Consider the following 23,910-nt stretch of genomic DNA (forward strand, 5'->3'; position numbering starts at 1 on the left):
CTCTGGACCATGCCCTCGCGCAAGCCCTCCCCCCACGTGGCCCCCGCCCTCGACGCCGCGACCCTCAAGGCGTTCGCCCACCCTCTGCGGCTGCAGATGTACGACTACCTCAAGGACCACGGTGCAGCCACCGCCTCGATGCTGGCCCGGGCCATGGGCGAGAACACCGGGCAGACCAGCTACCACCTGCGCCAGCTCGAGCGGCACGGGCTCGTCGAGGAGGACACCTCGCGCGGGTCGGCGCGCGAGCGGTGGTGGACCAGCGTCGGCTTCTCCTTCGGCCTGGACGCGGTGGCGCAGGACACCGCCGCCCGCACCGCCGCCCAGACGGTCATGCTGCACCAGATGGAGATGCGCAACGCCCGGGTGCAGGAGTGGATCGCCCGGATGGAGTCCGAGGACGAGGCGTGGGCCGGCATCGCCACCTCCAACGAGGCCACGGCGATGCTCACCGTCGAGGAGGCCGACGCCCTCGGCGACGCCATCGCCGCCACGATGACCGAGCACCTGGAGCGGGCGAAGGCCGCGCGCGCCGAGCACGGCGAGGAGGGCGCGCGGCGGGTCAAGCTCTACCAGCTGCTCTTCCCGCTCCCGCCGGAGGAGCCGCCGGCGTCCTAGGGCAGGCTCAGCGCAGCGGGAGGTATGCCGTGAGGTCGGCCCGCTGCCCCGACGCCCGGACCGCGCCGGTCGCCGTCGCCTCCGCCCAGGTGGTCCGCCCGGTCCCCAGCTCGAGCCAGGTCTGCGGGTCGGTCTCGACGACGTTCGTCGGGGTCCCCCGCGTGTGCCGCGGTCCCTCGATGACCTGCGCCGCGGCATACGGAGGGATCCGCACCTCGACCGACCGGCCGGGGGCCCGCTCGACGAGCTCCTCCAGGAGGTAGCGCACCGCGGTCGCGAGCTCCTGCCGGGACACCTCGGGCGCCGGGTCCGCACCTCCGGCCCGCGCCGCCTCCCAGGCGGCGACCGCCTGCTCGCCGGCGGCCGGGTCGATGCGACGACGCGCGGGCATCAGGTGAGCGGGTCGCGCTCGACCGGGCAGGACATGCAGCGCGGCCCGCCCCGTCCGCGACCCAGCTCGGACCCGGCGATCTCCAGCACCTCGACGCCCTGCTCGCGCAGGTAGGCGTTGGTCACCGTGTTGCGCTGGTAGCCCACGACGACGCCGGGCTCCAGCGCGAGCACGTTGCAGCCGTCGTCCCACTGCTCGCGGGCGGCGGCGCGAGGGTCCTGCTCGGCCGCCAGCACCCGCACCGAGTCCACACCGAGGCCGCGGGCGACGACGTCCATCATCTGCTCCGGCTCGTGCCGCTCGATCTCCAGGCGCAGCTCGCCGGTGGCCGGGTCCTCGTCGCCGGCGGTGATGGTCCAGGACGTCAGGTCCGGCAGCCCGCTGTAGCGGGTGAACGTCTGCTCGTCGAGCATGGTCATGACGGTGTCGAGGTGCATGACCGCGCGCGCCTTGGGCATGTCGAGCGCGACGACGCGCTCGGCCTGGCCGGAGGCGAGCAGCCGGCGGGCCAGCCGCTCCACCCCGGTCGCCGTGGTGCGCTCGGAGAGCCCGACGAGGACCATCCCGTTGCCCGGCACCAGGATGTCGCCGCCCTCCGCGGTCGCCGGGCCGTCGTCGACGCCGTGGCTCCACCACTGCATACCGGCCTCGGCGAACATGGGGTGGTAGCGGTAGATGGCGTCGTAGTGCACGGTCTCGCGGCGGCGGGCCTTCTTGTGCATCGAGTTGACCGCCACGCCGCCGTAGGCCCAGGCGGAGGTGTCGCGGGTGAAGAGGTGGTTGGGCAGCGGCGCGAGGACCGAGTCGTGCAGGCCGAACTGGTCGATGACCACCGAGCTCGGGCTGCCGATGCGCTCGAGCACCTCGGCCTTGGTGATGCCCCCGACGAGGTGGGTGGTCAGCTCGGCGTCGCCCATCCCCTCGAACATCGCGCGCAGGTCCTCGGCCGCCTGAGGGCCGACGTGCCGCTCGTCCAGCGAGTGGTCCAGGACGTAGGACCGGGCCTCGGGGACCGCCAGCGCCTCCCGCAGCAGCGTGTCGAAGTGGTGCACGGTGACCCCGCGCTCGCGCATGACCTGCACGAAGTAGTCGTGCTCCTCCTGCGCCTTCTCGACCCACAGGATCTCGTCGAAGAGGTAGCGCTCCTTGTTGTCGGGGGTCAGGCGGTGCATCTCCAGCCCGGGCCGGTGCACGATGACCTGACGCAACCGGCCGACCTCGGATCCGACGTGGAACGGCATGGCGTGTCCTTTCGCAGGGGTGCGGACATCCTGCCACGCGGCCGGGGCCGGGGGCGGCCCGGCGGCAGCAGGGCATGAAGAACCCCTCGCGCACCTGGAAGAGCTCGATTGCCCTTGCTGCATTCCTGCCCTGGGGGAGTTCACCGAGGTACCACCGCACGAGGGGTCCGGCGCCCAGTCTAGGTGCTCGGCCGGGACTGTCCAAGACGGCCCGCGCGCGCAGGGTGCACGGGTCTGCGGAAGCGCCTGGGTATGGGGAAGGCCCGGGTATGCGGAAGGCCCCGGTCACCGTGGAACGGTGGCCCGGGGCCTCGCCGACTGGCGGAGGATGGGGGATTTGAACCCCCGAGGGTTTTATCCCAACACGATTTCCAATCGTGCGCACTAGGCCGCTATGCGAATCCTCCGCGTAGCAGGGTACCCGAGGGGGTCGGGAGGGCCCAAACGCGCGTCCGGTGCGGCCCGAACGCGCGTCCGGTGCGGGCCGAGCACGCGTCCGGTGCGGGCTGAGCACGCGTCCGGTGCGGTCAGCGGCGGCGCCGGGTGCCGAAGAGCGAGCGGGTGATCTCGCGACCGATGACGGTGCCGGCCGAGCGGAGCATGGACCGGAAGGCGGGCGAGGAGACGACCTGCTCCACCACTCCCCCGTCGTCGTCCCGGGCGCGACCTCCTCCGGACCGGTCCTCCTCACGCGGATCCTGCCGCGAGCCCGGGGCCCGGGTCGTCGGCCGCCGGGCCTCGGGCTCGGCGGCCTGCGCCTCCTCGACCGCCCGCGCCGCCGCCTCCGCCCGGGCGGCCAGCATCTCGTGCGCGGACTCACGGTCGAGCGCCTCGCCGTACCGCCCTGCGAGGGAGGACCCGGCGACGACGGTGCGCAGGACCTCCTCCTCGGACGTGCCGATCCGCGCCTGGGGCGCCCGGAGCATGGTGCGCGCCACCGGGGTCGGCGCCCCCTCCTCGGAGAGGACGGTGACGACCGCCTCCCCGGTGCGCAGCGAGGTGAGCACCTCCCCGAGGTCGAGGTCGCTGGTGGGGAAGGTCGACACCGTCGCCTTCAGGGCCTTGGCGTCCCGGGGTGTGTGCGCCCGCAGCGCGTGCTGCACCCGGTTGCCCAGCTGGGCCAGCACGGCGTCGGGCACGTCCGTGGGCGTCTGGGTGACGAAGAAGACGCCGACGCCCTTGGAGCGGATGAGCCGTACGGCCTGCTCGACGGCGTCGAGGAAGGCGTCCGAGGCGTCGTCGAAGAGCAGGTGCGCCTCGTCGAAGAAGAACACGAGGCCGGGCCGGTCCGGGTCGCCCACCTCGGGGAGGTCCTGGAAGAGCTCGGCCAGCAGCCACATGAGGAAGGTCGAGAAGAGCACCGGCCGGTCGCGGACGCCGGGCAGCTCCAGCAGCGTGATGACGCCCTGGCCGTCCGCGGTGGTCCGCAGCAGGTCGGACGTCTCGAACTCCGGCTCACCGAAGAACACGTCGCCGCCCGCCGCGGACAGGGCGATGAGCTCGCGCAGGATCACCCCGGCGGTCGACGTGGCGATGCCCCCCAGCCCCTTGAGCTCGGCCCGGCCCTCGTCGGAGATGAGGTGCTGGGTGACCGCGACGAGGTCCTTGAGGTCCAGCAGCGCCAGCCCCTGCTGGTCGGCCCAGTAGAAGATGAGCCCCAGGCTGGACTCCTGGGTCTGGTTGAGCCCCAGCACCTTCGACAGCAGCGTGGGCCCGAACCCGGTGACGGTGGCGCGCACCGGGCTCCCGACGCCGTGGCCGCCGAGGTTGAGCAGCTCGACGGGGTAGGCGCGGGCCTCCCACTCCTGGTCGAGGCCGTCCATCCGCTCCTGCACCTTGCCCCCGCCGGGCCCCGGGGTGGCGAGCCCGGTGAGGTCGCCCTTGACGTCGGCGAGGAAGACGGGGACGCCGGCGTCCGAGAGCTGCTCGGCGAGCACCTGGAGGGTGACCGTCTTGCCGGTGCCGGTGGCCCCGGCGACCAGCCCGTGCCGGTTCATCGAGCCCAGCGGCAGCCGGACGACGGCGTCGCTCACCACCGCGTCCCCGTCGCTCCCGACCGCGGCCCCGAGCACGATGCTGGGCCCGTCGAAGGCGTACCCCTCCCGGACCCGGTCCACCTGGCTGCTGCGCTGCTCGCTCATCCCGCAGACTCTAGACTGCGCGACATGATCTTCAAGGGCGTGGGCGAGAGCCAGCCCTACCCCGCCCACGGCCTCGACGAGCCCGGGGACTGGGCGCACCTGCCGCCCCGGATGATCCGTCTCGACGAGCTCGTCACCACGCGCGCGCAGCTGGACCTGCACGCGCTGCTGTCCTCGGACTCCACGTTCTACGGCGACATCTTCTGCCACGTGGTCAAGTGGCAGGGCGCGCTCTACCTCGAGGACGGGCTGCACCGTGCCCTGCGGGCCGCGCTGCGGGGGCGCCCCGCCGTGCACGGGCGTGTCCTCGACCTGGACGGCCCGGCGACTCGCTAGCCTGCTGGTCTTCGGGAAGGACATCTGCGTGGGATACGTGCGCACCGCCGGTATGTCGACGGCCGCCCGCCGGGCACGTCGCCGCGCCGCCATGGTCATGGCGGCGCTCCTCGGCGTCCTCGTCCTGGCGGTGGTGCTGGCGATGGCCTCGATGCAGGGGTGGTTCGGGATGGGCGGCCAGGCCGACGAGGCCCCGGAGACGGTGGCGGCCCCCACGCCGACCCTGGCCGCCGAGGACGTCGTCGTCAACGTGTTCAACTCCACCGGCGTCAGCGGGCTGGCCGGTCGGGCCAGCGAGGGCCTGCAGGCGCGGGGGTTCACCGTCGACGGTGTCGACAACTCCGGTGCCGACCTCGAGGGCCCCGGTCAGATCATCCACGGCCCTGCGGGTCTCGAGGGCGCCCGGCTGCTGGCCGATTCGCTCCCCCAGGAGGTCGAGCTGGTGCAGGACGAGCGCGAGGACGAGACCCTCGACCTCGTCCTCGGGGACGCCTGGGAGGACCTGCCCGAGCCCGGGCAGACCGAGCAGCCCGAACCGACCGGGGACGGCCGGTGAGCGGACGGCACGAGGTCCGCGTCGACCGTCGCGTGGAGGCCCCCGCCGCGGCGGTCTGGGCCGTCGTCACCGACCTCGACCGCCTCCAGGAACGCCTCTCCCAGGTCACCGACCTGCACGTCATCACCCCCGGCCCCTACGCCATCGGCACCGGCTGGCGGGAGACGCGGCGGATGATGGGGGCCTCGGACACCCAGGAGATCTGGGTGGTCGACAACGACCCTGAGCGGCAGACCGTCACCGAGGCGCGCTCGGGCAGCACCACCTACCGCACGGTGCTGTCCCTCGAGCCGCTCGACGACGGGGCCGCCACGCGAGTCAGCCTGCACTTCACCGCCAGCACGCCCGACCCGGGCGCCCTGCAGCGGCTGGCCGTCCGGGTCGTCGGCCCGCTCGGGCTCAAGCTGACGGAGAAGGCCCTGCGCACCGAGCTCGACGACCTCGCGGCCGCCGCTCAGCAGGTCGGCGCCCGCTGAGCGCGGCCGGCCTCAGCGCCCGGTGTCGACGAGCCGCACGTACCGCAGGGCCAGCGGCTGGATCGCGCCCGGCCCGCCGAACGCCCCGACGTAGCCGGGTCGACGCTGCTCCAGCGTCTGCGCGGTCTGGGTGGGCAGCCCGTCCGGGCGCACCAGCAGCATGGGGCTGCCCACCTGGCCGGCGAGCGCGCCGCCGGCCAGGGCGTCCGGGAAGTTGCGGCCGGTCGCCACGAAGGCCGAGGCCTGCGTGGCCGGGATCTCGCGCGCGACCCGGGCGGAGACGACATACCGGTCCGTGCCGTCGATCCTGCGGATCGAGGGTGCCGACGACCCGCCCAGGCCGGCCTTGAGCGCGGTGACGACGTCGCCGGAGACCGCTCCGGTGCCGCCGAGCACGACGATCTCGTCGGGCCGCAGGTAGCGCAGGGCGTCCATGACCGGCGTCGGCACCTCGGCGTGCTTGGTGAGGAGCAGGGGCGCCCCCCGGTATGCCGCGGCGGCCCCGCCGGTGAGGCCGTCCGGCCAGTTCTGCCCGGTCGCCAGGTAGACGGTGGCCCCGCCCTGCTCCCAGAACGAGGTGGCGACCTCGCTGGACACGGCGTACCGGTCCTTGCCGGTCACCCGCTGCACGCTGTCGGCGTAGCCCTTGAGCTCGTCGGTCACCGTCCTGGTCACCGCCCCGGTACCGCCCAGCACGATGATCTGGCGCGGGTCCAGCGCCTGCAGCGCGCGCTTCGTCGAGCCCGGCAGGCTCTCCTTCCGGGTGAGCAGGACGGGCCCGCCCACGATCCCCGCCAGGGCCGAGCCGGACAGCGCGTCGGGGAAGTTCTGGCCGGAGACCACGACCACCGTGTCCGCCCCGTCGGCCCACGACGCGGCCGTGTTCGCGGCGACGGCGTAGCGGTCGGTCCCGCTGATGCGCTCGACGACGGCGTGCCGCTGGTAGCCGGTCGTCGCGGTGGCGTCGACGGACAGGTGGCGCCCGGACCACGTCAGCACGGTCAGGGCGGTGGCCCAGACGTCACCCCCGGCGTGCTCGAAGAACTCCGGCAGCCCCCCGTCCGCGTGCTGCTGCTGCAGCAGCCAGGTCATGGTGGCGTCGCGCCGCGCCGGCTGGTCGGCGTAGGTCCCGGCCATGGCGAAGCTCTGCTGGGCCAGGGCGTTGAGACCCACCGGCAGGTCCTCCGCGAGCACGGGAGCGTCGCCCCGGGAGAGGGTGAGGTAGTCGCGGGCGCCGAGCCCGGTCGCCCGGGCCGTGCGCCGGTCGTCGACGCTCGCCATGGCCTGGGGGGCGACCGCGGTGGACCACGCCTCCACGCCGCCGTCGGACCGGATGCCCGCGGTCACCGGGTCGGCCGCCGCGGTCACGGCGTCGACCGCGGCCTGCGGGACGGTGCCGCCGGAGCGCGACAGACCGATGACGCAGACGCCCGTGGCGAAGGCCCAGCCGTCGCCGCACCTCCCGTCGGCGAGCTCGGTCCGCAGGGCCGCCACCAGGTCCACCCCGCCGAAGGACCGCGGGTTGCGACCGGCGACGTCGGCCGCGATCGCGGTGAGCCCGAGGACCAGCGGCTCGGCCGCGGCCGCCGACGCCCGGCGCTCGAGCTGGCCGGTGAGGCGCTGCACGTCGGTGGCGTGCTCGGGCCCGGCGGCGCCCAGGGCGATGACGCTGAGCGCCAGCTCGTCGGTCGTCATCCGGCCGGTGCCCGCCTGGGCGACGAGCCAGCCCGCCCCACGGTCGGCCGCTGCCGCCAGGTCGGCCGCCCGCACCGCGGCCGGCGCCTCGGACGTCGCGGCCTCCGGCGCCGCGGGGACCTCGACAGCGGGAGCGGCCGGGAGGGTGAGGGCGCCAGGAGAGCGCTCGTCGTCGGCCTGGGGCTCGGCGACGGCCACCAGGGGGGAGGCCAGCAGGCCCGCGGCGAGCGCCGCGGTGAGGGTACGGCGCAGGGGACGACAGGGCATGGTGGTTCGCTTCCGTGACACGAAACGGCCTCCGGGGACGACGAAGGCGGCCTCCCGTGGGACGAGGAAGGCGGCGTGAGCATAACCCGGCAGAGACGCGCGGGGCTAGAGCAATCCGTGAGATGGGTGTGATCGTCGTGGTCGTCCCCAGGTGACGTGGAGGCCCGCCAGGTAGCGTGACGACATGTACCGCTTCGAACCCCCGCCCACGCCGCAGTTCGGCGGCGGCTCCGAGCCGGACGACCCGTATGCCGAGGCCCCCAGGCGGTCTGCGCACCCCTCGACCTCCCGCCGCGCGCACCCCGCGTCCCGCCCGTGGGCCCCTCCTGCCGCAGGCCCCCCGCCGCGGGCGGGCACCGCCCTGGTGCTCGGCATCCTGTCGGTGTGCGGCGTGGCCGTCCTCGGCCCGCTGGCCTGGGTCACCGCGCACCGGGCGCTGCGGGAGATCGACCGGTCGCCGCACCCGACCCGGCACCGCCTGCCGTTCGTGGTGGCCCAGGCCCTGGGCGTCGTCGGCACCTGCCTCCTCGCCCTGTGGGTGCTGGGCGGGGTCCTGGGCCTGTTCGCCCTCGGCCTCGTCATCGGCTGAGCCCCGTCCACCTGCCGCCCGTCCACCCGGGCTGCCGCGCAGGACAGCGGACGGTCCGCACCGCACGCACGCAAGAACCCCCGGACGCACGGTCCGGGGGTTCTCGTGTCGACGGGCGACACCGCGGTGGCGGTGGGATTTGAACCCACGGTGGACTTGCGCCCACACACGCTTTCGAGGCGTGCTCCTTAGGCCGCTCGGACACGCCACCGCCGACGAGGCTACCGGACGACCCGGCCCCTCCCCAAAAAGCCCGACCGTCAGCGGCGGTCGCCGAAGAACGCCGTGAGCAGGGCCGCGCACTCCTCCTCCAGCACGCCACCGACGACCTCGACCCGGTGCAGGGCCCTCCGGTCGCGGGGCAGGTCCCAGACCGACCCGCAGGCCCCCGCCTTGTCGTCCCAGGCCCCGAAGACCACGCGGTCGACCCGGGCGAGCACCGCCGCCCCCGCGCACATGGCGCACGGTTCGAGGGTCACGACGAGCGAGCAGCCGTCCAGCCGCCACGAGCCCAGGGCGCGGCCCGCCTCCCGGAGGGCGACGACCTCGGCGTGCCCGGTCGGGTCGTGCTGGAGCTCGCGGACGTTGCGCCCGCGCCCGAGCACCCGCCCGGTGGCGTCCACGACGACCGCCCCGACGGGCACGTCACCGGACTCCCCCACCGCCCGGGCCTGCGCGACCGCCTCGACGACCCACGCGTCATACCTCGCCGAACCCCAGGCACCCCCCGGACGTGGCGCGGGCGGGGTGTCCGGTGCGTCCATCACGTCCTAGAGTCTGGCGTATGCGCGTCCTCGTTGCCGACCACCCGCTCATCGCCCACAAGCTGACCTACCTGCGCGACCGGCGGACCGACACCCCGACCTTCCGCCGGCTGGCTGACGAGCTGGTGACGCTGCTGGCCTACGAGGCCACCCGCGAGGTCCGCGTCTCGCCGTTCGACATCCAGACGCCGGTGGCGCCGACGACCGGCATCCACCTGGCTACCCCCAAGCCGCTGGTCGTGCCGATCCTGCGGGCCGGGCTGGGCATGCTGGACGGGATGATGCGGATGCTGCCGACCGCCGAGGTCGGCTTCCTCGGGATGGTCCGCAACGAGGAGACCCTGGAGGCGCACACCTACGCCAACCGGCTGCCCGACGACCTGGACCGGCGGCAGTGCTACGTCCTGGACCCGATGCTCGCGACCGGCGGGACCCTCATCGCGGCGATCCGCTACCTCGTGGAGCGCGGCGCCGACGACATCACCGCCATCACGCTGCTCTCCGCGCCCGAGGGCATCGAGAAGGTCCAGGCCGGGCTGGCCGACGTCGAGCCGCCGATCACCCTCGTGACCGGCGCCATCGACGAGCGCCTCAACGACCAGGGCTACATCGTGCCCGGGCTCGGCGACGCCGGCGACCGGCTCTACGGCGTGGTCTGAGCACCGGTATGCCGCCGCCCCAGCCCGCGGACGCGGCGCCCGCCGCCACGCGCGCGGGCGACGTCCCGGCGGGTCGCCGGCTCGCGTCGGCGCGCTCGGCGGTCGAGCCCTTCCACGTCATGGAGGTGCTCAAGGCCGCCGCGCAGCGGCAGCGCACCCACGGCGACGTGCTCACCCTGTGCGCCGGCCAGCCGTCCACGCCGGCACCGGCCGTGGCGCGGGCCGCCGCCATCGAGGCGCTGGACGCCGACGTCCTCGGCTACACCGAGTCGACCGGCATCCTCCCGCTGCGTCGCGCGGTCGCCGAGCACCACCAGCGGACGGCCGGCGTCGAGGTCGACCCGGACGACGTCGTGGTCTTCCCCGGCAGCTCGGGAGCCTTCACCGCGCTCTTCCTCGCCGCCTTCGACGCCGGCGACCAGGTGGCGATGTCGCGGCCCGGCTACCCGGCATACCGCAACAGCCTGGCGGCCCTCGGCTGCGAGGTGCTCGAGCTCGACTGCGGCCCCGACACCCGCTTCCAGCCGACCGTGGCCATGCTCGAGGCGCTGCCCGCGCCGCCCGCCGGGCTCGTCGTGGCCTCCCCCGCCAACCCGACCGGCACCATCATCGACGCCGACGAGCTGGCCGCGCTCGCGCGCTGGTGCGAGGAGCACGGGACGCTGCTCGTCAGCGACGAGATCTACCACGGGCTCAGCTACGGGCGCCCGACGACCAGCGCCTGGGCGACCTCGCGGGAGGCCGTCGTGGTCGGGTCGGTGAGCAAGTACTTCTCGATGACCGGCTGGCGGGTGGGCTGGCTGCTCGCCCCGCCCGCGCTGCGCCGCCCGCTGGAGGTGCTCACCGGCAACCTCAACATCTGCCCGCCGGCCATCGGCCAGCACGCCGCCCTCGCCGCGCTCGGCCCCGGCGCGCGCGAGGAGCTGGAGGCGCACCGCGAGCGGTATGCCGCCACCCGCGACCTCCTACTGCGGCGGCTGCCCGAGATCGGCCTGCGCGACTACGCCCCGCCGGACGGCGCGTTCTACGCCTGGTGCGACATCGGGCACCTCACCGACGACTCGGTCGCGTGGTGCCGGGCGCTGCTGGACGACTGCGGCGTGGCCCTCACCCCGGGGGTCGACTTCGACACGGTGCAGGGCCACCGCAAGGTGCGGCTCAGCTTCGCCGGCTCGACCCAGGAGGTCGCCGAGGCGCTCGACCGCATGGCCGCCTCGCCGCTGCTGCGCGGCTGAGCGCCTCAGACCGACCGCACGTCGACCGGGGTGACGTCGGGGGTCACCGACCCCACCGACCGCGGGACCCGGGGTCGCAGCCGCAGCTGGCCGGCCAGCGCTCCGGCGAGGGCCAGACCGGCTCCGACCAGCTGCGCGGTGCCGAACGGCTCGGCCAGCAACGCCACCCCGAGCCCGGTCCCGACCACCGGGTTCACCAGCCCGAGCAGGGCGGTCGACCCGGCGCTCATGCGGGTCAGGCCGGTGAACCAGCACACGTAGGCCACCGCCGTGCCGACCACGCTGAGGTAGACATAGGCTCCTGCTGCCGCAGCATCCACCCGCGGTGGCGCGCCCTCCACCACCCAGGCGACCGGCACCAGCACCAGCCCTCCGGCCAGCAACGTCCAGCTCGTCATCGGCAGCAGGCCGGATGGTGAGGGCCACCGCTTGATGAGCACGAACCCCAGCGCCGAGCTGACGACCGCGCCGACCGCGGCGGCCAGGCCCACCGGGTCGACACCACCCGGGACCTCCGCCGCGAGCAGCGCCACCCCGCAGACCCCGACGAGACCGCCGACGACCTGCCACCGCCTCGCCGACTCTCTCAGCAGCAGCCAGGCCAGGACCATCACCACCAACGGCGACACCGCGGTGGTGGTCGCCCCCAACCCGCTCGGCAGCCGGTAGGCCGCCACGAAGAGCAGGGCGAAGAACAGCCCGATGTTGAGCACCCCCAGGACGGCGGCGCGCCACCACCACGAACCGTGCGGCAGGCGGCGGGTGAGCGCGAGGAGCAGCAGCCCCGCCGGCAGCGCGCGGACGACCGCCGAGAAGAGCGGCCGACCGTCGGGGAGCCAGAGCTGGGTCACCGCGTAGGTCGACCCCCACGCCACCGGCGCCACCGCGGTGACGAGGACGAGAGCGGTGCGCGAGATCGTTGGCGGCGCCACTGTAGTTTCCACGGAAGACACTTTAGTTTCCAGGGAAATTATCTGCAAGTGGCGGCTAGGGTGGAACCGTGACGGACAGCGACCCGGTCGACGCGATCCTCGAGCAGTGGCGCCGCGAGCGCCCCGACCTCGATCCCTCCCCGATGGGGGTGATCGGCAGGATCAGCAGGCTGAGCGACGAGCTCGAGGCCCGGCTGCGTCCCACGTTCGCCGAGCACGGGCTGGGCGAGGGCGAGTTCGACGTGCTGGCCACGCTGCGGCGCAGCGGGCCACGGACCGAGCTCACCCCGGGCGAGCTCACGGCGTCGATGATGGTGACCTCGGGCGCCGTGTCCAAGCGGCTCGACCGCCTGGTCGGAGCGGGACTGGTGCGTCGCCGCAGCAGCGACCACGACGCACGGTCACGACTGGTCTCCCTCACCGACCAGGGGCGCGAGCTCGTCGACGCCGCGGTCGAGGCCCACCTGGCCAACGAGGAACGCCTGCTGTCCGGGCTCTCGCCGGAGGAGCGCCGGCAGCTCGCCGACCTCCTGCGCAGACTCACGCTCTCGCTCCCCGCGGGGTGAGGACGCGCCGGCGCGGGGTGAGGATGCGCTGCCGCGGCTGCAGGCCTGCTGCGCGGGGTCGACACGCACGCGGTGACGAGACTCGGCATACCCCACCACATCTGCCACACTGGCACCAGATCCGTGTCCCCTGTCCAGCGAAAGGCACCTGACATGCCGTCCACGGTCAAGAAGGTCCTGCACTGGCTGCTGTGGGGTTTCCTCATCTACGCCGTCATCACCAACCCCGACCGCGCCGCCGACATCGTGCGCGCCGTCTGGGACATCATCAGCCAGGGCTTCCTCAACATCGGCCGGTTCTTCAACCAGCTGATGGGGGTCTGAGCGGTCGAGGCCGCGTGAGCGCCCACCCCTCGACCGCACCCCGCATCAGCCGCCGGGTCGCCAAGCGCTACCTGCTCTCCGACGAGCAGGTCGTCGTGTCCACCCGCTGGCACTGGGCCAAGCTGCTCAAGCCCGGCGCCGCCGTCGCCGTGGCGCTCTTCCTCACCCTGTGGGTGGCGGCGTCGGTGACCGAGCCCGCCGCGACCGGCCTGGCGCTGTCGGTCCTCGCAGTCGTCTGCGCCTGGGCGGGGTGGCAGGTGCTGGAGTGGCGCTGCGAGTGGTTCATCGCGACCGACCGCCGGCTGCTGAAGACCTACGGCCTCATCACCCAGCGGGTGGCGATGATGCCCCTGGTCAAGGTCACCGACATGAGCTACGACCGCACCATCGTCGGCCGGATCCTCGGCTACGGCCGGTTCGTCATGGAGTCCGCCGGGCAGGACCAGGCGCTCAGCCACATCGACTTCATCCCGCAGCCGGACGAGAAGTACCAGGCCATGTGCGAGACCATCTTCGGCCGCGACGTCCGCGACCCGGGCGAGGACGACGGCGGCTGGGACGACGACGGGTATGCCGAGGGTCCCGACCCCTCGCGCGCCCGCCCGGCCGTCGCGACCGGGGAGCACCACCGGTGGGAGCCCGTCGACCCCGGGCAGCTGCCGTCGGACTGGGACTGGGAGGGCGAGCCCGCGCACCCCCGCCGGGCCGCCACCCGGCGCCGCGTCGCCGTCGACCCCGACCCCACGCCCCTGCGCTGACGCCACCACCCCGCCCCCCGCACAGGACGCGTGGCCAGGCCGCACAGGACGCGTGGCCAGACCGCACAGGACGCGTGGCCAGACCGCACAGGACGCGGGTGGCGGCCGTCAGCCGCCCGCCGGCACCTCCAGCTCGAACCTGTCCCCGCGCGGCCGGAACCCGATCCGCTCGTAGTAGGGGTGCTGCATACCCGCCGGTGAGAGCACCCGGTCGAAGCCGCGTCGCGAGAAGAGCCCGGACTCGCGGAAGACGAACTCGCCCGGCGAGAAGTCGCGGTGGCTCGGGGTCACCCAGTCGAGCACGACCTCGGCGGTGCCTCCGCCCGCGTCCCGCGCGAGCACCACGCCGACCGTCTCGTCGCCTTGCAGCACGAGGAATGCCGAGTGCTGGGCGGACGGGTCGTGCTCGAAGCCGGGGTTGTAGCGCGCGATGTCGTCACCGTGGACGGCCAGCACGTGACCGAGGTAGCGGTCGTCCGGCTCGACCTCGAGCACGGTGTAGGCGTCGGCGTCGTGCCGGGTCCGCAGCATGCGCCAGAGGTAGACGATGTTGATGACCGCGAGCACGACGTTGAGCCCGACCATCGGCCACACGCCGACGACGGCGTTGTAGCCGATGAGCACCACGCAGCCGACGAGGTTGATCCACCTCAGCCGCAGCACCCTCGTCTGCAGCAACGACACCACCAGGATGGTCGAGCCGACCCAGCCGAGCACCTCGATCCAGTTCATCCAGGCAGGGTAGGGGGTGGGGGCCGGGCAAACCTAGAATCACCCCCATGGCAGTCCGACCCATCACCGTCATCGGCCACAAGGCCCTGCACACCCGGACCAAGAGGGTGCGCGAGATCACCGACGACGTCCGCACCCTCGTGGACGACATGTTCGACACCATGGCCGCCGCGGAGGGCGTCGGCCTGGCCGCGAACCAGGTCGGGGCCCGGCTGCGCCTCTTCGTCTACGACTGCCCGGTCCCCGGCGAGGACAACGCACGCGGCGTGGTGGTCAACCCGGTGCTGGAGCGGCTCGGCACGCCCGCGCCGCTGGACGAGGAGGAGGACGGCGAGGGCTGCCTCTCGGTCCCCGGCGAGTGGTTCCCGCTGGCCCGGCACCCCCGCGCCCGGGTGACCGGCACCGACCTCGACGGGCACGAGGTGGTGGTGGAGGGTGACGGGCTGCTGGCCCGTTGCCTGCAGCACGAGACCGACCACCTCGACGGCTACCTCTACGTCGACAAGCTCACCGGGCCGGTCAAGGCCCAGGCCCGCGAGGCCGTCAAGGACCGGGGGTGGGCCGTCGACGGCATCCTGCGCTGGGACCCGTCGGCCACGACCGCCGACGAGGTCTGAGCGCGGCCGGTATGCCCGCTCCGGCGAGCCTCGACCGCCGCACCCTGCTCGCGCTGACGGGTGGGTTGTCGCTGGCCGCGTGCGCGGGTGGTCCGGACTCCCGCGGCGACGGCACGGTGTCGACCTCCTCCGGCGTCCCCGCACCGGGGTCCTCCTCGTCCGGCACGGCGTCCGGGCGCACGGGTCGGATCAGCTACGGCGACCACCCGTCGCAGTGGGTCGAGCGGCAGGTGCCCGAGGGCGCCAGCCGCGGCACGGTCGTCGTCCTGCACGGCGGGTTCTGGCGGGAGGCCTACGGCGCCGACCTCGGTGAGCCGCTCGCGGCCGACCTGCTGGCCCGGGGGTGGACCACGCTCAACGTGGAGTACCGCCGCGTCGGCGGGGGCGGCGGATATCCCCAGACCTTCGACGACGTGCACGCCGCGCTCGAGCTGCTCGGCGGCGAGGGTGATGGTGACGGCGAGGGCGGCGGTGACGACTCCGGCGCTCGGGACGACGGCGGTGCTGGACCTGTCGTCACGCTCGGCCACTCGGCCGGCGGCCACCTCGCGGCCTGGGCGGCCTCCCGGCTCGACGCCGGCTGGCAGGGGCGGACCCGGGTGACCCACGTGGTCTCCCAGGCCGGGGTGCTCGACCTCGACACCGCATACCGGGAGCGCCTCGGCTCCGGCGCGGTCCGCGACCTCGTCGGGGTCGGCCCGGACGACCCCCGCTTCGCCACGCTCGACCCCTCCCAGCAGCTGCCGCTCCGCGCGCCGGTCTGGGCGCTGCACGCTCCCGACGACGCGCAGGTGCCGATCAGCCAGTCGCAGGGGTATGTCGCAGCCGCCCGGGACGCCGGCGGCACCGCCGAGCTCGTCGAGGTGACCGGCGGCCACTTCGACCTCATCGACGTCACCACCGAGGCCTGGGCACGCGTCGTCGAGGTCCTGGACGGCATCAGCCCGCCCCGCTGACCGCGCGATCTCGTCGAGCACGACCGCGCGGCGGCGTCAGTCCATGTCCTCCAGCTCGCGCCCGTTGGTCTCCGGCACGAACTTCAGGACGAAGAAGAAGCTGAGCAGGGCGCACAGCGTGTAGAAGCCGTAGGCGAAGCCGAGGCCCAGGTCGGCCATGGCCGGGAAGCTCGTGGAGATGACGAAGTTGGCCAGCCACTGCGCGGCCGCCGCGACACCGAGCGCCGTCGCGCGGATCTTGTTGTTGAACATCTCGCCGAGCAGCACCCAGACGCCCGGGCCCCACGACATACCGAAGAAGACCACGAAGCCGTTCGCCGCGATCAGCGCGACGAGCCCGGTCGTGTCACCGAGCTGGGGTCCTCCGTCGACGACGGGGGCGTTGGCGAAGATCCAGGCCATGGTCCCCAAGGTCAGGAACATCCCCGCCGACCCGATCGTGAGCAGCACCCGACGGCCGATCTTGTCGATGAGCGCGATGGCGATGATCGTCACGACGATGTTGGTCACCGAGGTGATGACGGTCTGCGTGAGCGCGTCCTCCTCGGTGAAGCCGACCGCCTGCCACAGCGTCGAGGAGTAGTAGAAGATGACGTTGATCCCGACGAACTGCTGGAAGACCGACAGCCCGATGCCGATCCAGACGATCGGGAGCAGCCCGCCGCCGGACTTCATGAGGTCGGTCAGCGACGCCTTGGCCTCGCGCCGCACGGTGCGCTGGATCTCGGTGATGCGGTCGGCGATGCCGCGCATCATCACCCGCCCCAGGACCTCGCGGGCCTCGTCGACGCGACCCAGGGTCACGAGGTAGCGCGGTGACTCGGGGATCGTCGTGGCCAGCACGCCGTAGGCGACGGCCGGGATGATCTCGGCCCAGAACATCCAGCGCCACGCGGTGCTGCCCCAGAGCGCCTCGGCGGAGCCACCGGCGACGCCGGCCAGGAAGTAGTCGGAGAGCAGGGCGATGAAGATGCCGACGACGATCGCCAGCTGCTGCAGCGAGCCCAGCCGCCCCCGGATCGCCGCGGGGGCGATCTCGGCGATGTAGGCCGGCGCGATGACCGACGCCGCGCCGACGCCGATACCGCCGACGACCCGCCACAGGATCATGTCGACGGGCCCGAAGGCGAACCCCGACCCGATGGCCGAGATGGTGAACAGCGCCGAGGCCAGCATCATCACCCGGATGCGGCCGATCTGCTCCGCCAGCCGGCCGGCGGCGTACGCACCGACCATGCAGCCCAGCAGCGCCGAGCTGACGACGAAGCCGGTCAGGACCGACCCCATCTCGAAGTCGCCCTGCATGGCGACGACCGCGCCGTTGATGACGGCGGTGTCGAAGCCGAAGAGGAAGCCCCCCAGCGCGGCCACCGAGGCCAGCAGGATCGCCTTCCCAAGATAGTAGTCGCGCTCCCCGACCTGCACCTGTGACCGCTCGCTCATGTCCACCACCCTTTCGGTCGTCATCCTTGACGCGACGACACCCCGACAGTGTGCACCTCCGACCACCTCAGCACCACCAGACGCGCGATACGGTGAGCAGGTCTCGGATCTCGACACACAAGGACGTGGGGTATGAAGCTGGCCTCCAGGCTCGACAACCTCGGCACCGAGACCGCGTTCGCGGTCGCCGCGGCCGCCGCCGACTGGAAGGCCCAGGGCCACGAGGTCTTCCCCTTCCACCTCGGTGACCTCGACTTCCCGCTGGCCGGCCACATCGTCGAGGCGATGAACGCCGCGATCGCGGACGGGAAGACCGGCTACTGCCCGGGCCCCGGCATACCCGAGCTGCGGGCCGCCCTCGCCGAGGACATCGGATCCCGTCGCGGCATGTCCTTCGGCCCGGACGAGGTGACCGTCATGACCGGCGGCAAGCCGGTCATCACCAAGTTCCTCCAGGCCGTGATGAACCCCGGCGACGAGGTGCTCTACCCCAACCCCGGCTTCCCCATCTACGAGAGCCAGATCGAGTACCTCGGCGGCCACGGGCGCTCCTACCGCTACCTGCCGACCGACGACGGCTTCCGGATCGACCTGGACCAGGTCCGCGACGCGATCACCGACAAGACCGTCGCCATCATCTACAACGACCTGCAGAACCCCATCTCTGCGGAGTCGACCGATGCCGAGCGCGAGGCGATCGCCCAGCTCGCCATCGAGCACGACCTGTGGGTGCTCTCCGACGAGGCCTACTTCGAGATGCGCTACGAGGGCACGTCGACCTCCATCGCGAGCCTTCCGGGCATGCGCGAGCGCACCTGCATCCTTTACACCTTCTCCAAGAAGTTCGCGATGACCGGCTCCCGTCTCGGCTGCGCCGTCGCACCGGCCCCCATGGGCAAGGTCTTCTCGACGATGAACACCAACGACGAGTCGTGCACGACCCACTACGTCCAGTGGGCGGGCATCGCGGCGCTCACCGGCACCCAGGAGCCGGTCGCCGACATGCTCACCACGCTGAAGGGGCGCCGCGACGCCGCGTGCGAGATCGTGAACGACACCCCGGGCATGTCCGTGGAGACGCCCCGCTCGACGTTCTACCTCTTCCCGGACGTCACCGAGGCGATCCAGATCGTGGGGGCGCAGGACGTCGGTGACTTCGCCACGCAGGCGCTCCACGCGACCGGGGTGAGCTTCTGCACCCGCAACCACTTCGGCCGACCGCAGCCGGGCGAGGACCGCAGCTACATCCGGTTCGCCTACTCCGGTCTCCCCGAGGACAAGATCCGTCGCGGCCTCGGCGGGCTGCGCGAGTGGATCGGCAGCCACGCATGAGCAGGGTCGTCGTCACCGGCCGCATCCCCAAGCCGGGCCTCGACATCCTGCGCCGCGCCGGCCACGAGGTCGACGTCTGGGACAGCGAGGAGCAGCAGCCGCGCGAGCAGCTGCTGGAGCAGGTCCGCGGCGCCGACGCGCTGCTGACGCTGCTGACCGAGCAGGTCGACGCCGAGCTCGTGGACGCCGCCGGGGAGCAGCTGCAGGTCGTCGCGAATGTCGCGGTGGGCTACAACAACGTCGACGTGGAGGTATGCCGTGAGCGCGGCGTCGTCGCCACGAACACCCCGGGGGTGCTCACCGAGGCGACGGCCGACATCGCGATGGGCCTCGTGCTCATGGCGACCCGCCGGCTCGGCGAGGGCGAGCGCGTCATCCGGTCCGGCACCCCGTGGCAGTGGGGCATGTTCTACCTCCTCGGCTCGGGGCTGCAGCGCAAGACCCTCGGCGTGGTGGGGCTCGGGGCGATCGGCGCGGCCACGGCCCGGCGCGCCCGGGCCTTCGGCATGAACGTCATCTACTCCTCCCGCTCCCAGGCGCCGCGCGAGCTGGAGCTCGAGCTGGGGGCGCACCGGGTCGACCTCGACACCCTGCTGGCGGAGAGCGACGTGCTGTCGCTGCACTGCCCGTACTCCCCCGCCACGCACCACCTGCTGGGTGCCGAGCAGTTCGCCGCGATGAAGCCCACCGCCTACGTCGTCAACACCGCCCGCGGCCCGGTCATCGACGAGGCGGCGCTGGCCCAGGCGCTGCGGGAGGGGCAGATCGCCGGGGCCGGGCTGGACGTCTTCGAGGACGAGCCGCAGGTGCATCCCGGGCTGCTGGACTGCGAGAACGCCGTGCTGATCCCCCACCTCGGATCGGCCACCATCGAGACCCGGACCGCCATGGCCACCCTGGCCGCGGACAACGCCGTCGCCGTGCTGGCCGGCGAGGAGCCCCCGACCCCCATCCGGTGACCCCGCCGTCGACGGACGAGGGGGTGCGCGACCGGGCCCGGTGTCAGTAGCATCTCGTCATGCGAGGGCAGCTGCTGGACCAGGCCGAACGTCACGGCGAGCCGGGGCGGTTCACGCTCCAGAACCCGAGGATGCTCAAGGTCGACCTGAGCGGCACCGGGGGGTTCTTCTACGCCATGCAGGGGTCGATGGTCGCCTACCAGGGCGACGTCGACTTCGCCTACGAGGGCGCGGGCGGGGCCGCGAAGCTGTTCAAGAAGGCCTTCACCGGCGAGGGGATGTCGCTGATGAAGGTCTCCGGCGACGGGGACGTCTTCCTCGCCAAGGACGCCGACGAGATCTTCGTGCTCGAGCTCGAGGACGAGCAGGTCACCGTCAACGGCAAGAACGTCCTGGCGTTCGAGCGCAGCCTGCGGTGGGACATCAACCGGGTCGAGGGGGCCTCGATGCTCTCCGGCGGCCTGTTCAACACGACCTTCACCGGCTCGGGGATGATCGCCGTGCTGGCCCACGGCGACCCGGTGGTCCTGCAGGTCGACGCGCCCACCTTCGTCGACATGCAGTCGGCCGTCCTGTGGTCCGGCGGCCTGCGCTCCTCGGTCCGCAAGACGGCCCGGCTGGGCGCCGTCGTCGGCCGCGGCTCCGGCGAGGCCTACCAGCTCGCGCTCACCGGGTCGGGCGTCGTCGTCGTCCAGGCGTCCGAGGGCCACCCGCCGCCCTCCAGCAGCAGCTGACCCCCCTCGACGTCCCGGGGACACGCCCGCCCGCACCGGCTCATCCGCGCACGTGCGTCGATGAGCCGGTCGGCCCCGGCGTGTCTGCGGACATGACGACGGCCCCCACCGCATCCGGTGGGGGCCGTCGTCATCTGTCTCAACCAGAGCGCGCCCGAAGGGATTCGAACCCCTAACCTTCTGATCCGTAGTCAGATGCTCTATCCGTTGAGCTACGGGCGCTGGCGAGCAGCCACTCTAACGGATCGGCGCGCACCCGTCCTAATCGCCGCCCTGTGCAGGCTCACACCAGCGCCAGGACCTCCTGGGCCAGGACGAGCACACCCATGACGAGCACGAACCATCCGAAGGCGGCGCGCAGCCGGTCCGGGTGGACCCGCGCGACGAGCCGGCCACCCACCAGCGCCCCGACGACGGCGGCCAGGGTGACGACCCCCGCCGTCCCCCAGTCGATGCTCACCGACGACAGGTAGCCGGCGAGCCCCGCCCCCGACTTCATCGTGATGACGACCAGCGAGGTGCCGACGGCCACCGGCATCGACAGCCCCCCGAGCAGCACCAGCGCGGGGACCACGAGGAAGCCCCCGCCCGCCCCCACGATGCCGGTGACGAACCCGACCACCAGCCCCTCCGCGACGACGAGTGCCCACGACCCGGAGCCGTGGCCGCGGCTCGGGTCGGGGCCGCGGCTCGGCTCGGGGCCGGGCCGGCGGCGCAGCATCGCCCATGCCGTCGCGAGCATCATGACCGCGAAGGCGATGAGCAGCAGCGCGCCGGGGAGGAACTCGGCCACCCGCCCACCCAGGTAGGCGCCCACCATGGCGACGCCGCCGAAGAGCAGACCGGTCCGCCACTGCACGCGGCCGGCCCGGGCGTGGGCGAGGGTGGCGACCGCGCTGGTGACGCCGACGACGAGCAGGGACGTGGCGATCGCCTCCTTGGCGTCCATGCCGGCGACGTAGACCAGCAGCGGGACGGTGAGGATCGAGCCCCCACCCCCGAGCAGGCCGAGCGACAGGCCGACGAGGACGGCGAGGGCGGCGACGAGGACGATCACGGCACCCAGCATACATACCCCCCGGGGTATATCGTGACGTGCGTCCAACTGTGACCAACGCCGCACGAGGACGGCCGGCGGATCGCTGCCGTGGGCAGCCGGGCGGCGCTACCGTTGAAGGACCGGGGCGGCGCTGCCCCGGCTACCCGCGACTGGCAACGACGCCAGGAAGGACGGCCATGCCCGACATCACGAGCACCGGTGGCACCCGCCACGCCGCGCTGGACGCCTGGGTGAGGGAGGTGGCCGCCCACACCCGCCCGGACCGTGTCGTCTGGGTCGACGGGTCCGACGAGGAGCGGCGCGCCGTCGAGGAGATCCTCGTCGCCGCCGGCACCGCCAGCCCGCTCGCCGAGGACCAGGTCCCGCACTCCTACCTCGCCCTCTCCGACCCCGACGACGTCGCGCGCGTCGAGGACCGCACCTTCATCTGCTCGGTCGAGGAGAAGGACGCGGGCCACACCAACAACTGGGTGGCGCCGCAGCAGATGAAGGACGAGCTGTGGCCGAGGTTCGCCGGCGCGATGACCGGCCGGACGATGTACGTCATCCCCTTCGTCATGGGCCACCTGGACGCCGCCGACCCCAAGTTCGGGGTGGAGCTGACCGACAGCCCCTACGTCGTGGCGTCCATGCGCATCATGGCGCGGGTGGGCACCCCGGTGCTGGAGCGCATGGAGGAGCTGGAGGCGCCCTACGTCCAGGGGCTGCACTCCGTGGGGGCGCCGCTGCAGCCCGGCGAGCAGGACGTGCCCTGGCCGTGCAACGAGGACAAGTACATCGTGCACTTCCCGGAGGAGCGCGCGATCTGGTCCTACGGCTCGGGCTACGGCGGCAACGCCCTGCTCGGCAAGAAGTGCTACGCCCTGCGGATCGCCTCGGCGATCGCCCGGGACGAGGGCTGGATGGCCGAGCACATGCTCATCCTCAAGCTCACCGGTCCGGACGGGGCGGTGCACTACGTCGCCGGCGCCTTCCCCTCGGCCTGCGGCAAGACCAACCTGGCGATGATCCGCCCGACCGTCCCCGGGTGGACCGCCGAGCTCGTCGGCGACGACATCGCCTGGATGCGCTTCGGCGAGGACGGACGGCTGTATGCCGTGAACCCGGAGTTCGGGCTGTTCGGCGTGGCTCCCGGCACCAACGCCCGCACCAACCCGGTGGCGATGGAGACGATCGAGGCCGGCAACTCGATCTTCACCAACGTCGCCCGCACCCCGCAGGGCGGCGTGTGGTGGGAGGACATGACCGAGGAGGAACCCGCCGAGCTGACCGACTGGCACGGTCAGGCCTGGTCCCCCGGCAGCGACCGCACGGCCGCGCACCCCAACAGCCGGTTCTGCACCCCCATCACCCAGGTGCCGACGCTGGCGCCCGAGTACCACTCGCCCGAGGGGGTGCCCATCTCGGCGATCCTTTTCGGCGGGCGCCGCAAGACGACGGTGCCCCTGGTGACGCAGGCCCGCGACTGGCAGCACGGCACCTTCCTCGGCGCCACCCTCTCCTCGGAGACCACCGCCGCCGCCAAGGGCGCCGTGGGCGTGGTCCGCCGGGACCCCATGGCCATGCTGCCCTTCATCGGCTACAACGCGGGCGACTACCTGGGCCACTGGTTGGAGGTCGGCAAGCAGGCCGACGCGTCCACGCTGCCGCAGATCTTCCTGGTCAACTGGTTCCGCCGGGACGACGACGGGGGCTTCCTGTGGCCCGGCTTCGGGGAGAACTCACGGGTGCTGTCGTGGGTCGTCCAGCGGCTCGAGGGAGAGGTCGAGGTGCAGGACTCCCCCATCGGTCACCACCCCCTGCCCGAGGACCTCGACGTCTCCGGGCTCGACCTCACGGCGCAGGACGTGGCGGCAGCGCTGGAGTTCGACGCCGGCGAGTGGGAGGCTGAGGTCCCCTTGATCAGGGAGTGGTTCGCTGCCTTCACGCCCGGCTCGTTGCCGGCGGCCATGGAGGACGAGCTGGCCATCCTCGAGCAACGACTGCAGGAGGTCGCGCACCCATGAGCATCACCCCCGGCTCCGAGCCCCGCCCCGAGGGCCAGGAGCCCATGCTGGCCGACGAGCCGCTGCCGCCGGGCGAGCAGGACATCTCCGAGACCGTGGACCACCTCGCCCAGCAGGCGGGCGAGGAGGGCTCCGACGAGGCGGCCGAGGCGCAGGAGTCCAAGGAGAGCGAGGAGGACCCGGCGACCGAGGACGCCGAGCAGGACGACGACGCGACCGGCTCGGCCCAGGAGGGCAACGACCCCAACGACCCGGATCAGGACGCGCCGGACGTGTCCTGATCCGTCGCCCCACGACGACAGAACCCCCGAGCCACCGGCTCGGGGGTTCTCGTCGCTCGCGGCGACCGGGCGGAGGTGGAGGGATTTGAACCCTCGATCGGGCTATAAACCCGAAACCCGCTTAGCAGGCGGGCGCCATAGACCAGACTAGGCGACACCTCCACGGCGTGGATCAGGTTACCTGGCATGCTGGACGCGACCAAACGCCTCCCAGGCCAGCACCAGGCTGGGCTGGTAGATCA

General features: G+C 72.9%; 26 protein-coding genes, 4 tRNA genes and 1 other RNA gene. 17 read left to right on the forward strand and 14 right to left on the reverse strand.

Features of this window, described 5'->3' with window-relative positions; all coding sequences use genetic code 11:
* The first annotated feature begins 9 nt into the window (after window positions 1-9).
* Window positions 10-618, forward strand: a complete 609-nt coding sequence (locus tag EUS26_RS01330) for a winged helix-turn-helix domain-containing protein (RefSeq protein WP_130011366.1) — start codon at window positions 10-12, stop codon at window positions 616-618.
* A 7-nt stretch (window positions 619-625) separates the two neighbouring features.
* Here the strand turns inward: EUS26_RS01330 and EUS26_RS01335 are convergent, their stop codons facing one another.
* The 5 genes from EUS26_RS01335 to EUS26_RS01355 form a co-directional block, all read right to left on the reverse strand.
* A complete protein-coding gene (locus tag EUS26_RS01335; RefSeq protein ID WP_130011367.1) occupies window positions 626-1,009 on the reverse strand; it encodes a sterol carrier family protein in 384 nt (127 codons plus the stop codon).
* Window positions 1,009-2,250, reverse strand: a complete 1,242-nt coding sequence (locus tag EUS26_RS01340) for an arginine deiminase (RefSeq protein WP_130011368.1) — start codon at window positions 2,248-2,250, stop codon at window positions 1,009-1,011. Before EUS26_RS01340 ends, EUS26_RS01335 begins: the two co-directional genes overlap by 1 nt.
* Before the next feature lie 74 nt (window positions 2,251-2,324).
* Window positions 2,325-2,421, reverse strand: an RNA gene (gene ffs / locus EUS26_RS01345) — signal recognition particle sRNA small type.
* Window positions 2,422-2,569: 148 nt separating this feature from the next.
* Window positions 2,570-2,657, reverse strand: a tRNA-Ser gene (locus EUS26_RS01350).
* 120 nt (window positions 2,658-2,777) lie between these two features.
* On the reverse strand, window positions 2,778-4,391 hold the full coding sequence (locus EUS26_RS01355) for a helicase HerA-like domain-containing protein (protein WP_130011369.1): 1,614 nt from the start codon (window positions 4,389-4,391) through the stop codon (window positions 2,778-2,780).
* A gap of 24 nt (window positions 4,392-4,415) precedes the next feature.
* Here EUS26_RS01355 and EUS26_RS01360 point away from each other — a divergent pair, with 24 nt between their 5' ends.
* Genes EUS26_RS01360 through EUS26_RS01370 form a run of 3 tightly spaced genes read left to right on the forward strand, consistent with a single transcriptional unit; the run spans window position 4,416 to window position 5,759 of the window.
* Window positions 4,416-4,727: a type II toxin-antitoxin system VapB family antitoxin gene (locus tag EUS26_RS01360; protein WP_130011370.1), complete on the forward strand. Its 312-nt coding sequence runs from the start codon at window positions 4,416-4,418 to the stop codon at window positions 4,725-4,727.
* 28 nt (window positions 4,728-4,755) lie between these two features.
* Window positions 4,756-5,283 carry a LytR C-terminal domain-containing protein gene (locus EUS26_RS01365; protein WP_130011371.1) on the forward strand — a complete coding sequence of 176 codons (528 nt, stop codon included), beginning with the start codon at window positions 4,756-4,758 and terminating at the stop codon, window positions 5,281-5,283.
* On the forward strand, window positions 5,280-5,759 hold the full coding sequence (locus EUS26_RS01370) for an SRPBCC family protein (protein WP_165368456.1): 480 nt from the start codon (window positions 5,280-5,282) through the stop codon (window positions 5,757-5,759). Before EUS26_RS01365 ends, EUS26_RS01370 begins: the two co-directional genes overlap by 4 nt.
* 12 nt (window positions 5,760-5,771) lie before the next feature.
* Here EUS26_RS01370 and EUS26_RS01375 read toward each other — a convergent pair whose 3' ends face one another.
* A complete protein-coding gene (locus EUS26_RS01375) occupies window positions 5,772-7,721 on the reverse strand; it encodes a cell wall-binding repeat-containing protein (RefSeq protein WP_130011372.1) in 1,950 nt (649 codons plus the stop codon).
* Window positions 7,722-7,905: 184 nt separating this feature from the next.
* On the opposite strand from EUS26_RS01375, the gene EUS26_RS01380 reads away from it, so the two are divergent.
* Window positions 7,906-8,310: a DUF4190 domain-containing protein gene (locus EUS26_RS01380; RefSeq protein WP_130011373.1), complete on the forward strand. Its 405-nt coding sequence runs from the start codon at window positions 7,906-7,908 to the stop codon at window positions 8,308-8,310.
* 124 nt (window positions 8,311-8,434) lie between these two features.
* Here EUS26_RS01380 and EUS26_RS01385 read toward each other — a convergent pair.
* Both EUS26_RS01385 and EUS26_RS01390 read right to left on the reverse strand, forming a co-directional pair.
* Window positions 8,435-8,521: transfer RNA gene (locus EUS26_RS01385), tRNA-Ser, on the reverse strand.
* A 49-nt stretch (window positions 8,522-8,570) separates the two neighbouring features.
* Window positions 8,571-9,074: a nucleoside deaminase gene (locus EUS26_RS01390; protein ID WP_130011594.1), complete on the reverse strand. Its 504-nt coding sequence runs from the start codon at window positions 9,072-9,074 to the stop codon at window positions 8,571-8,573.
* Window positions 9,075-9,094: 20 nt separating this feature from the next.
* On the opposite strand from EUS26_RS01390, the gene upp reads away from it, so the two are divergent.
* Window positions 9,095-9,733 (forward strand): uracil phosphoribosyltransferase, encoded by a 639-nt coding sequence (gene upp, locus EUS26_RS01395; protein WP_130011374.1) that lies wholly within the window; start codon window positions 9,095-9,097, stop codon window positions 9,731-9,733.
* Window positions 9,734-9,741: 8 nt separating this feature from the next.
* Window positions 9,742-10,968: an aminotransferase class I/II-fold pyridoxal phosphate-dependent enzyme gene (locus EUS26_RS01400; protein WP_130011375.1), complete on the forward strand. Its 1,227-nt coding sequence runs from the start codon at window positions 9,742-9,744 to the stop codon at window positions 10,966-10,968.
* 5 nt (window positions 10,969-10,973) lie between these two features.
* Here the strand turns inward: EUS26_RS01400 and EUS26_RS01405 are convergent, their stop codons facing one another.
* Entirely contained in the window at window positions 10,974-11,912 is a 939-nt protein-coding gene (locus EUS26_RS01405; RefSeq protein WP_238148761.1) for an EamA family transporter, read from the reverse strand.
* A gap of 56 nt (window positions 11,913-11,968) precedes the next feature.
* Between EUS26_RS01405 and EUS26_RS01410 the strand changes: the two genes are divergently transcribed.
* The 3 genes from EUS26_RS01410 (at window position 11,969) to EUS26_RS01415 (ending at window position 13,548) form a co-directional block, all read left to right on the forward strand.
* Entirely contained in the window at window positions 11,969-12,466 is a 498-nt protein-coding gene (locus tag EUS26_RS01410; protein WP_238148762.1) for a MarR family winged helix-turn-helix transcriptional regulator, read from the forward strand.
* A 153-nt stretch (window positions 12,467-12,619) separates the two neighbouring features.
* Entirely contained in the window at window positions 12,620-12,790 is a 171-nt protein-coding gene (locus EUS26_RS16825; protein ID WP_165368457.1) for a hypothetical protein, read from the forward strand.
* Window positions 12,791-12,804: 14 nt separating this feature from the next.
* Entirely contained in the window at window positions 12,805-13,548 is a 744-nt protein-coding gene (locus EUS26_RS01415) for a PH domain-containing protein (protein WP_202864997.1), read from the forward strand.
* A 108-nt stretch (window positions 13,549-13,656) separates the two neighbouring features.
* Here the strand turns inward: EUS26_RS01415 and EUS26_RS01420 are convergent, their stop codons facing one another.
* Entirely contained in the window at window positions 13,657-14,280 is a 624-nt protein-coding gene (locus EUS26_RS01420) for a YgjV family protein (RefSeq protein WP_130011376.1), read from the reverse strand.
* Window positions 14,281-14,327: 47 nt separating this feature from the next.
* Here EUS26_RS01420 and def point away from each other — a divergent pair, with 47 nt between their 5' ends.
* Window positions 14,328-14,897, forward strand: coding sequence for a peptide deformylase (def, locus tag EUS26_RS01425; RefSeq protein WP_130011377.1), 570 nt, complete (start codon window positions 14,328-14,330; stop codon window positions 14,895-14,897).
* An 11-nt stretch (window positions 14,898-14,908) separates the two neighbouring features.
* A complete protein-coding gene (locus tag EUS26_RS01430; protein WP_130011378.1) occupies window positions 14,909-15,853 on the forward strand; it encodes an alpha/beta hydrolase in 945 nt (314 codons plus the stop codon).
* Between the two features lie 36 nt (window positions 15,854-15,889).
* On the opposite strand, the gene EUS26_RS01435 is transcribed toward EUS26_RS01430, so the two are convergent.
* Window positions 15,890-17,296: a sugar porter family MFS transporter gene (locus tag EUS26_RS01435; protein WP_130011379.1), complete on the reverse strand. Its 1,407-nt coding sequence runs from the start codon at window positions 17,294-17,296 to the stop codon at window positions 15,890-15,892.
* A gap of 132 nt (window positions 17,297-17,428) precedes the next feature.
* On the opposite strand from EUS26_RS01435, the gene EUS26_RS01440 reads away from it, so the two are divergent.
* From EUS26_RS01440 to EUS26_RS01450, 3 genes are read left to right on the forward strand one after another with little or no spacing between them, the layout of a single operon-like run.
* The gene (locus EUS26_RS01440; RefSeq protein ID WP_130011380.1) at window positions 17,429-18,628 is read left to right on the forward strand and encodes a pyridoxal phosphate-dependent aminotransferase; all 1,200 of its coding nucleotides are present in this window, start codon (window positions 17,429-17,431) and stop codon (window positions 18,626-18,628) included.
* Window positions 18,625-19,587, forward strand: coding sequence for a 2-hydroxyacid dehydrogenase (locus tag EUS26_RS01445; RefSeq protein WP_130011381.1), 963 nt, complete (start codon window positions 18,625-18,627; stop codon window positions 19,585-19,587). Before EUS26_RS01440 ends, EUS26_RS01445 begins: the two co-directional genes overlap by 4 nt.
* Window positions 19,588-19,646: 59 nt before the next feature.
* Entirely contained in the window at window positions 19,647-20,321 is a 675-nt protein-coding gene (locus tag EUS26_RS01450; RefSeq protein ID WP_130011382.1) for an AIM24 family protein, read from the forward strand.
* A gap of 149 nt (window positions 20,322-20,470) precedes the next feature.
* On the opposite strand, the gene EUS26_RS01455 is transcribed toward EUS26_RS01450, so the two are convergent.
* A tRNA-Arg gene (locus EUS26_RS01455) sits at window positions 20,471-20,543 on the reverse strand.
* Window positions 20,544-20,604: 61 nt separating this feature from the next.
* Complete coding sequence (locus tag EUS26_RS01460; protein ID WP_130011383.1) at window positions 20,605-21,390, reverse strand: sulfite exporter TauE/SafE family protein; 786 nt, start codon at window positions 21,388-21,390, stop codon at window positions 20,605-20,607.
* A gap of 167 nt (window positions 21,391-21,557) precedes the next feature.
* Here EUS26_RS01460 and EUS26_RS01465 point away from each other — a divergent pair, with 167 nt between their 5' ends.
* A complete protein-coding gene (locus EUS26_RS01465; protein WP_130011384.1) occupies window positions 21,558-23,387 on the forward strand; it encodes a phosphoenolpyruvate carboxykinase (GTP) in 1,830 nt (609 codons plus the stop codon).
* Window positions 23,384-23,668 (forward strand): hypothetical protein, encoded by a 285-nt coding sequence (locus EUS26_RS01470; RefSeq protein WP_130011385.1) that lies wholly within the window; start codon window positions 23,384-23,386, stop codon window positions 23,666-23,668. Before EUS26_RS01465 ends, EUS26_RS01470 begins: the two co-directional genes overlap by 4 nt.
* A gap of 70 nt (window positions 23,669-23,738) precedes the next feature.
* Here the strand turns inward: EUS26_RS01470 and EUS26_RS01475 are convergent.
* Window positions 23,739-23,830: transfer RNA gene (locus tag EUS26_RS01475), tRNA-Ser, on the reverse strand.
* Window positions 23,831-23,910: the final 80 nt, after the last annotated feature.

This window comes from Serinicoccus sediminis (assembly GCF_004153545.1).
Taxonomy (GTDB): Bacteria; Actinomycetota; Actinomycetes; order Actinomycetales; family Dermatophilaceae; genus Ornithinicoccus; species Ornithinicoccus sediminis_A.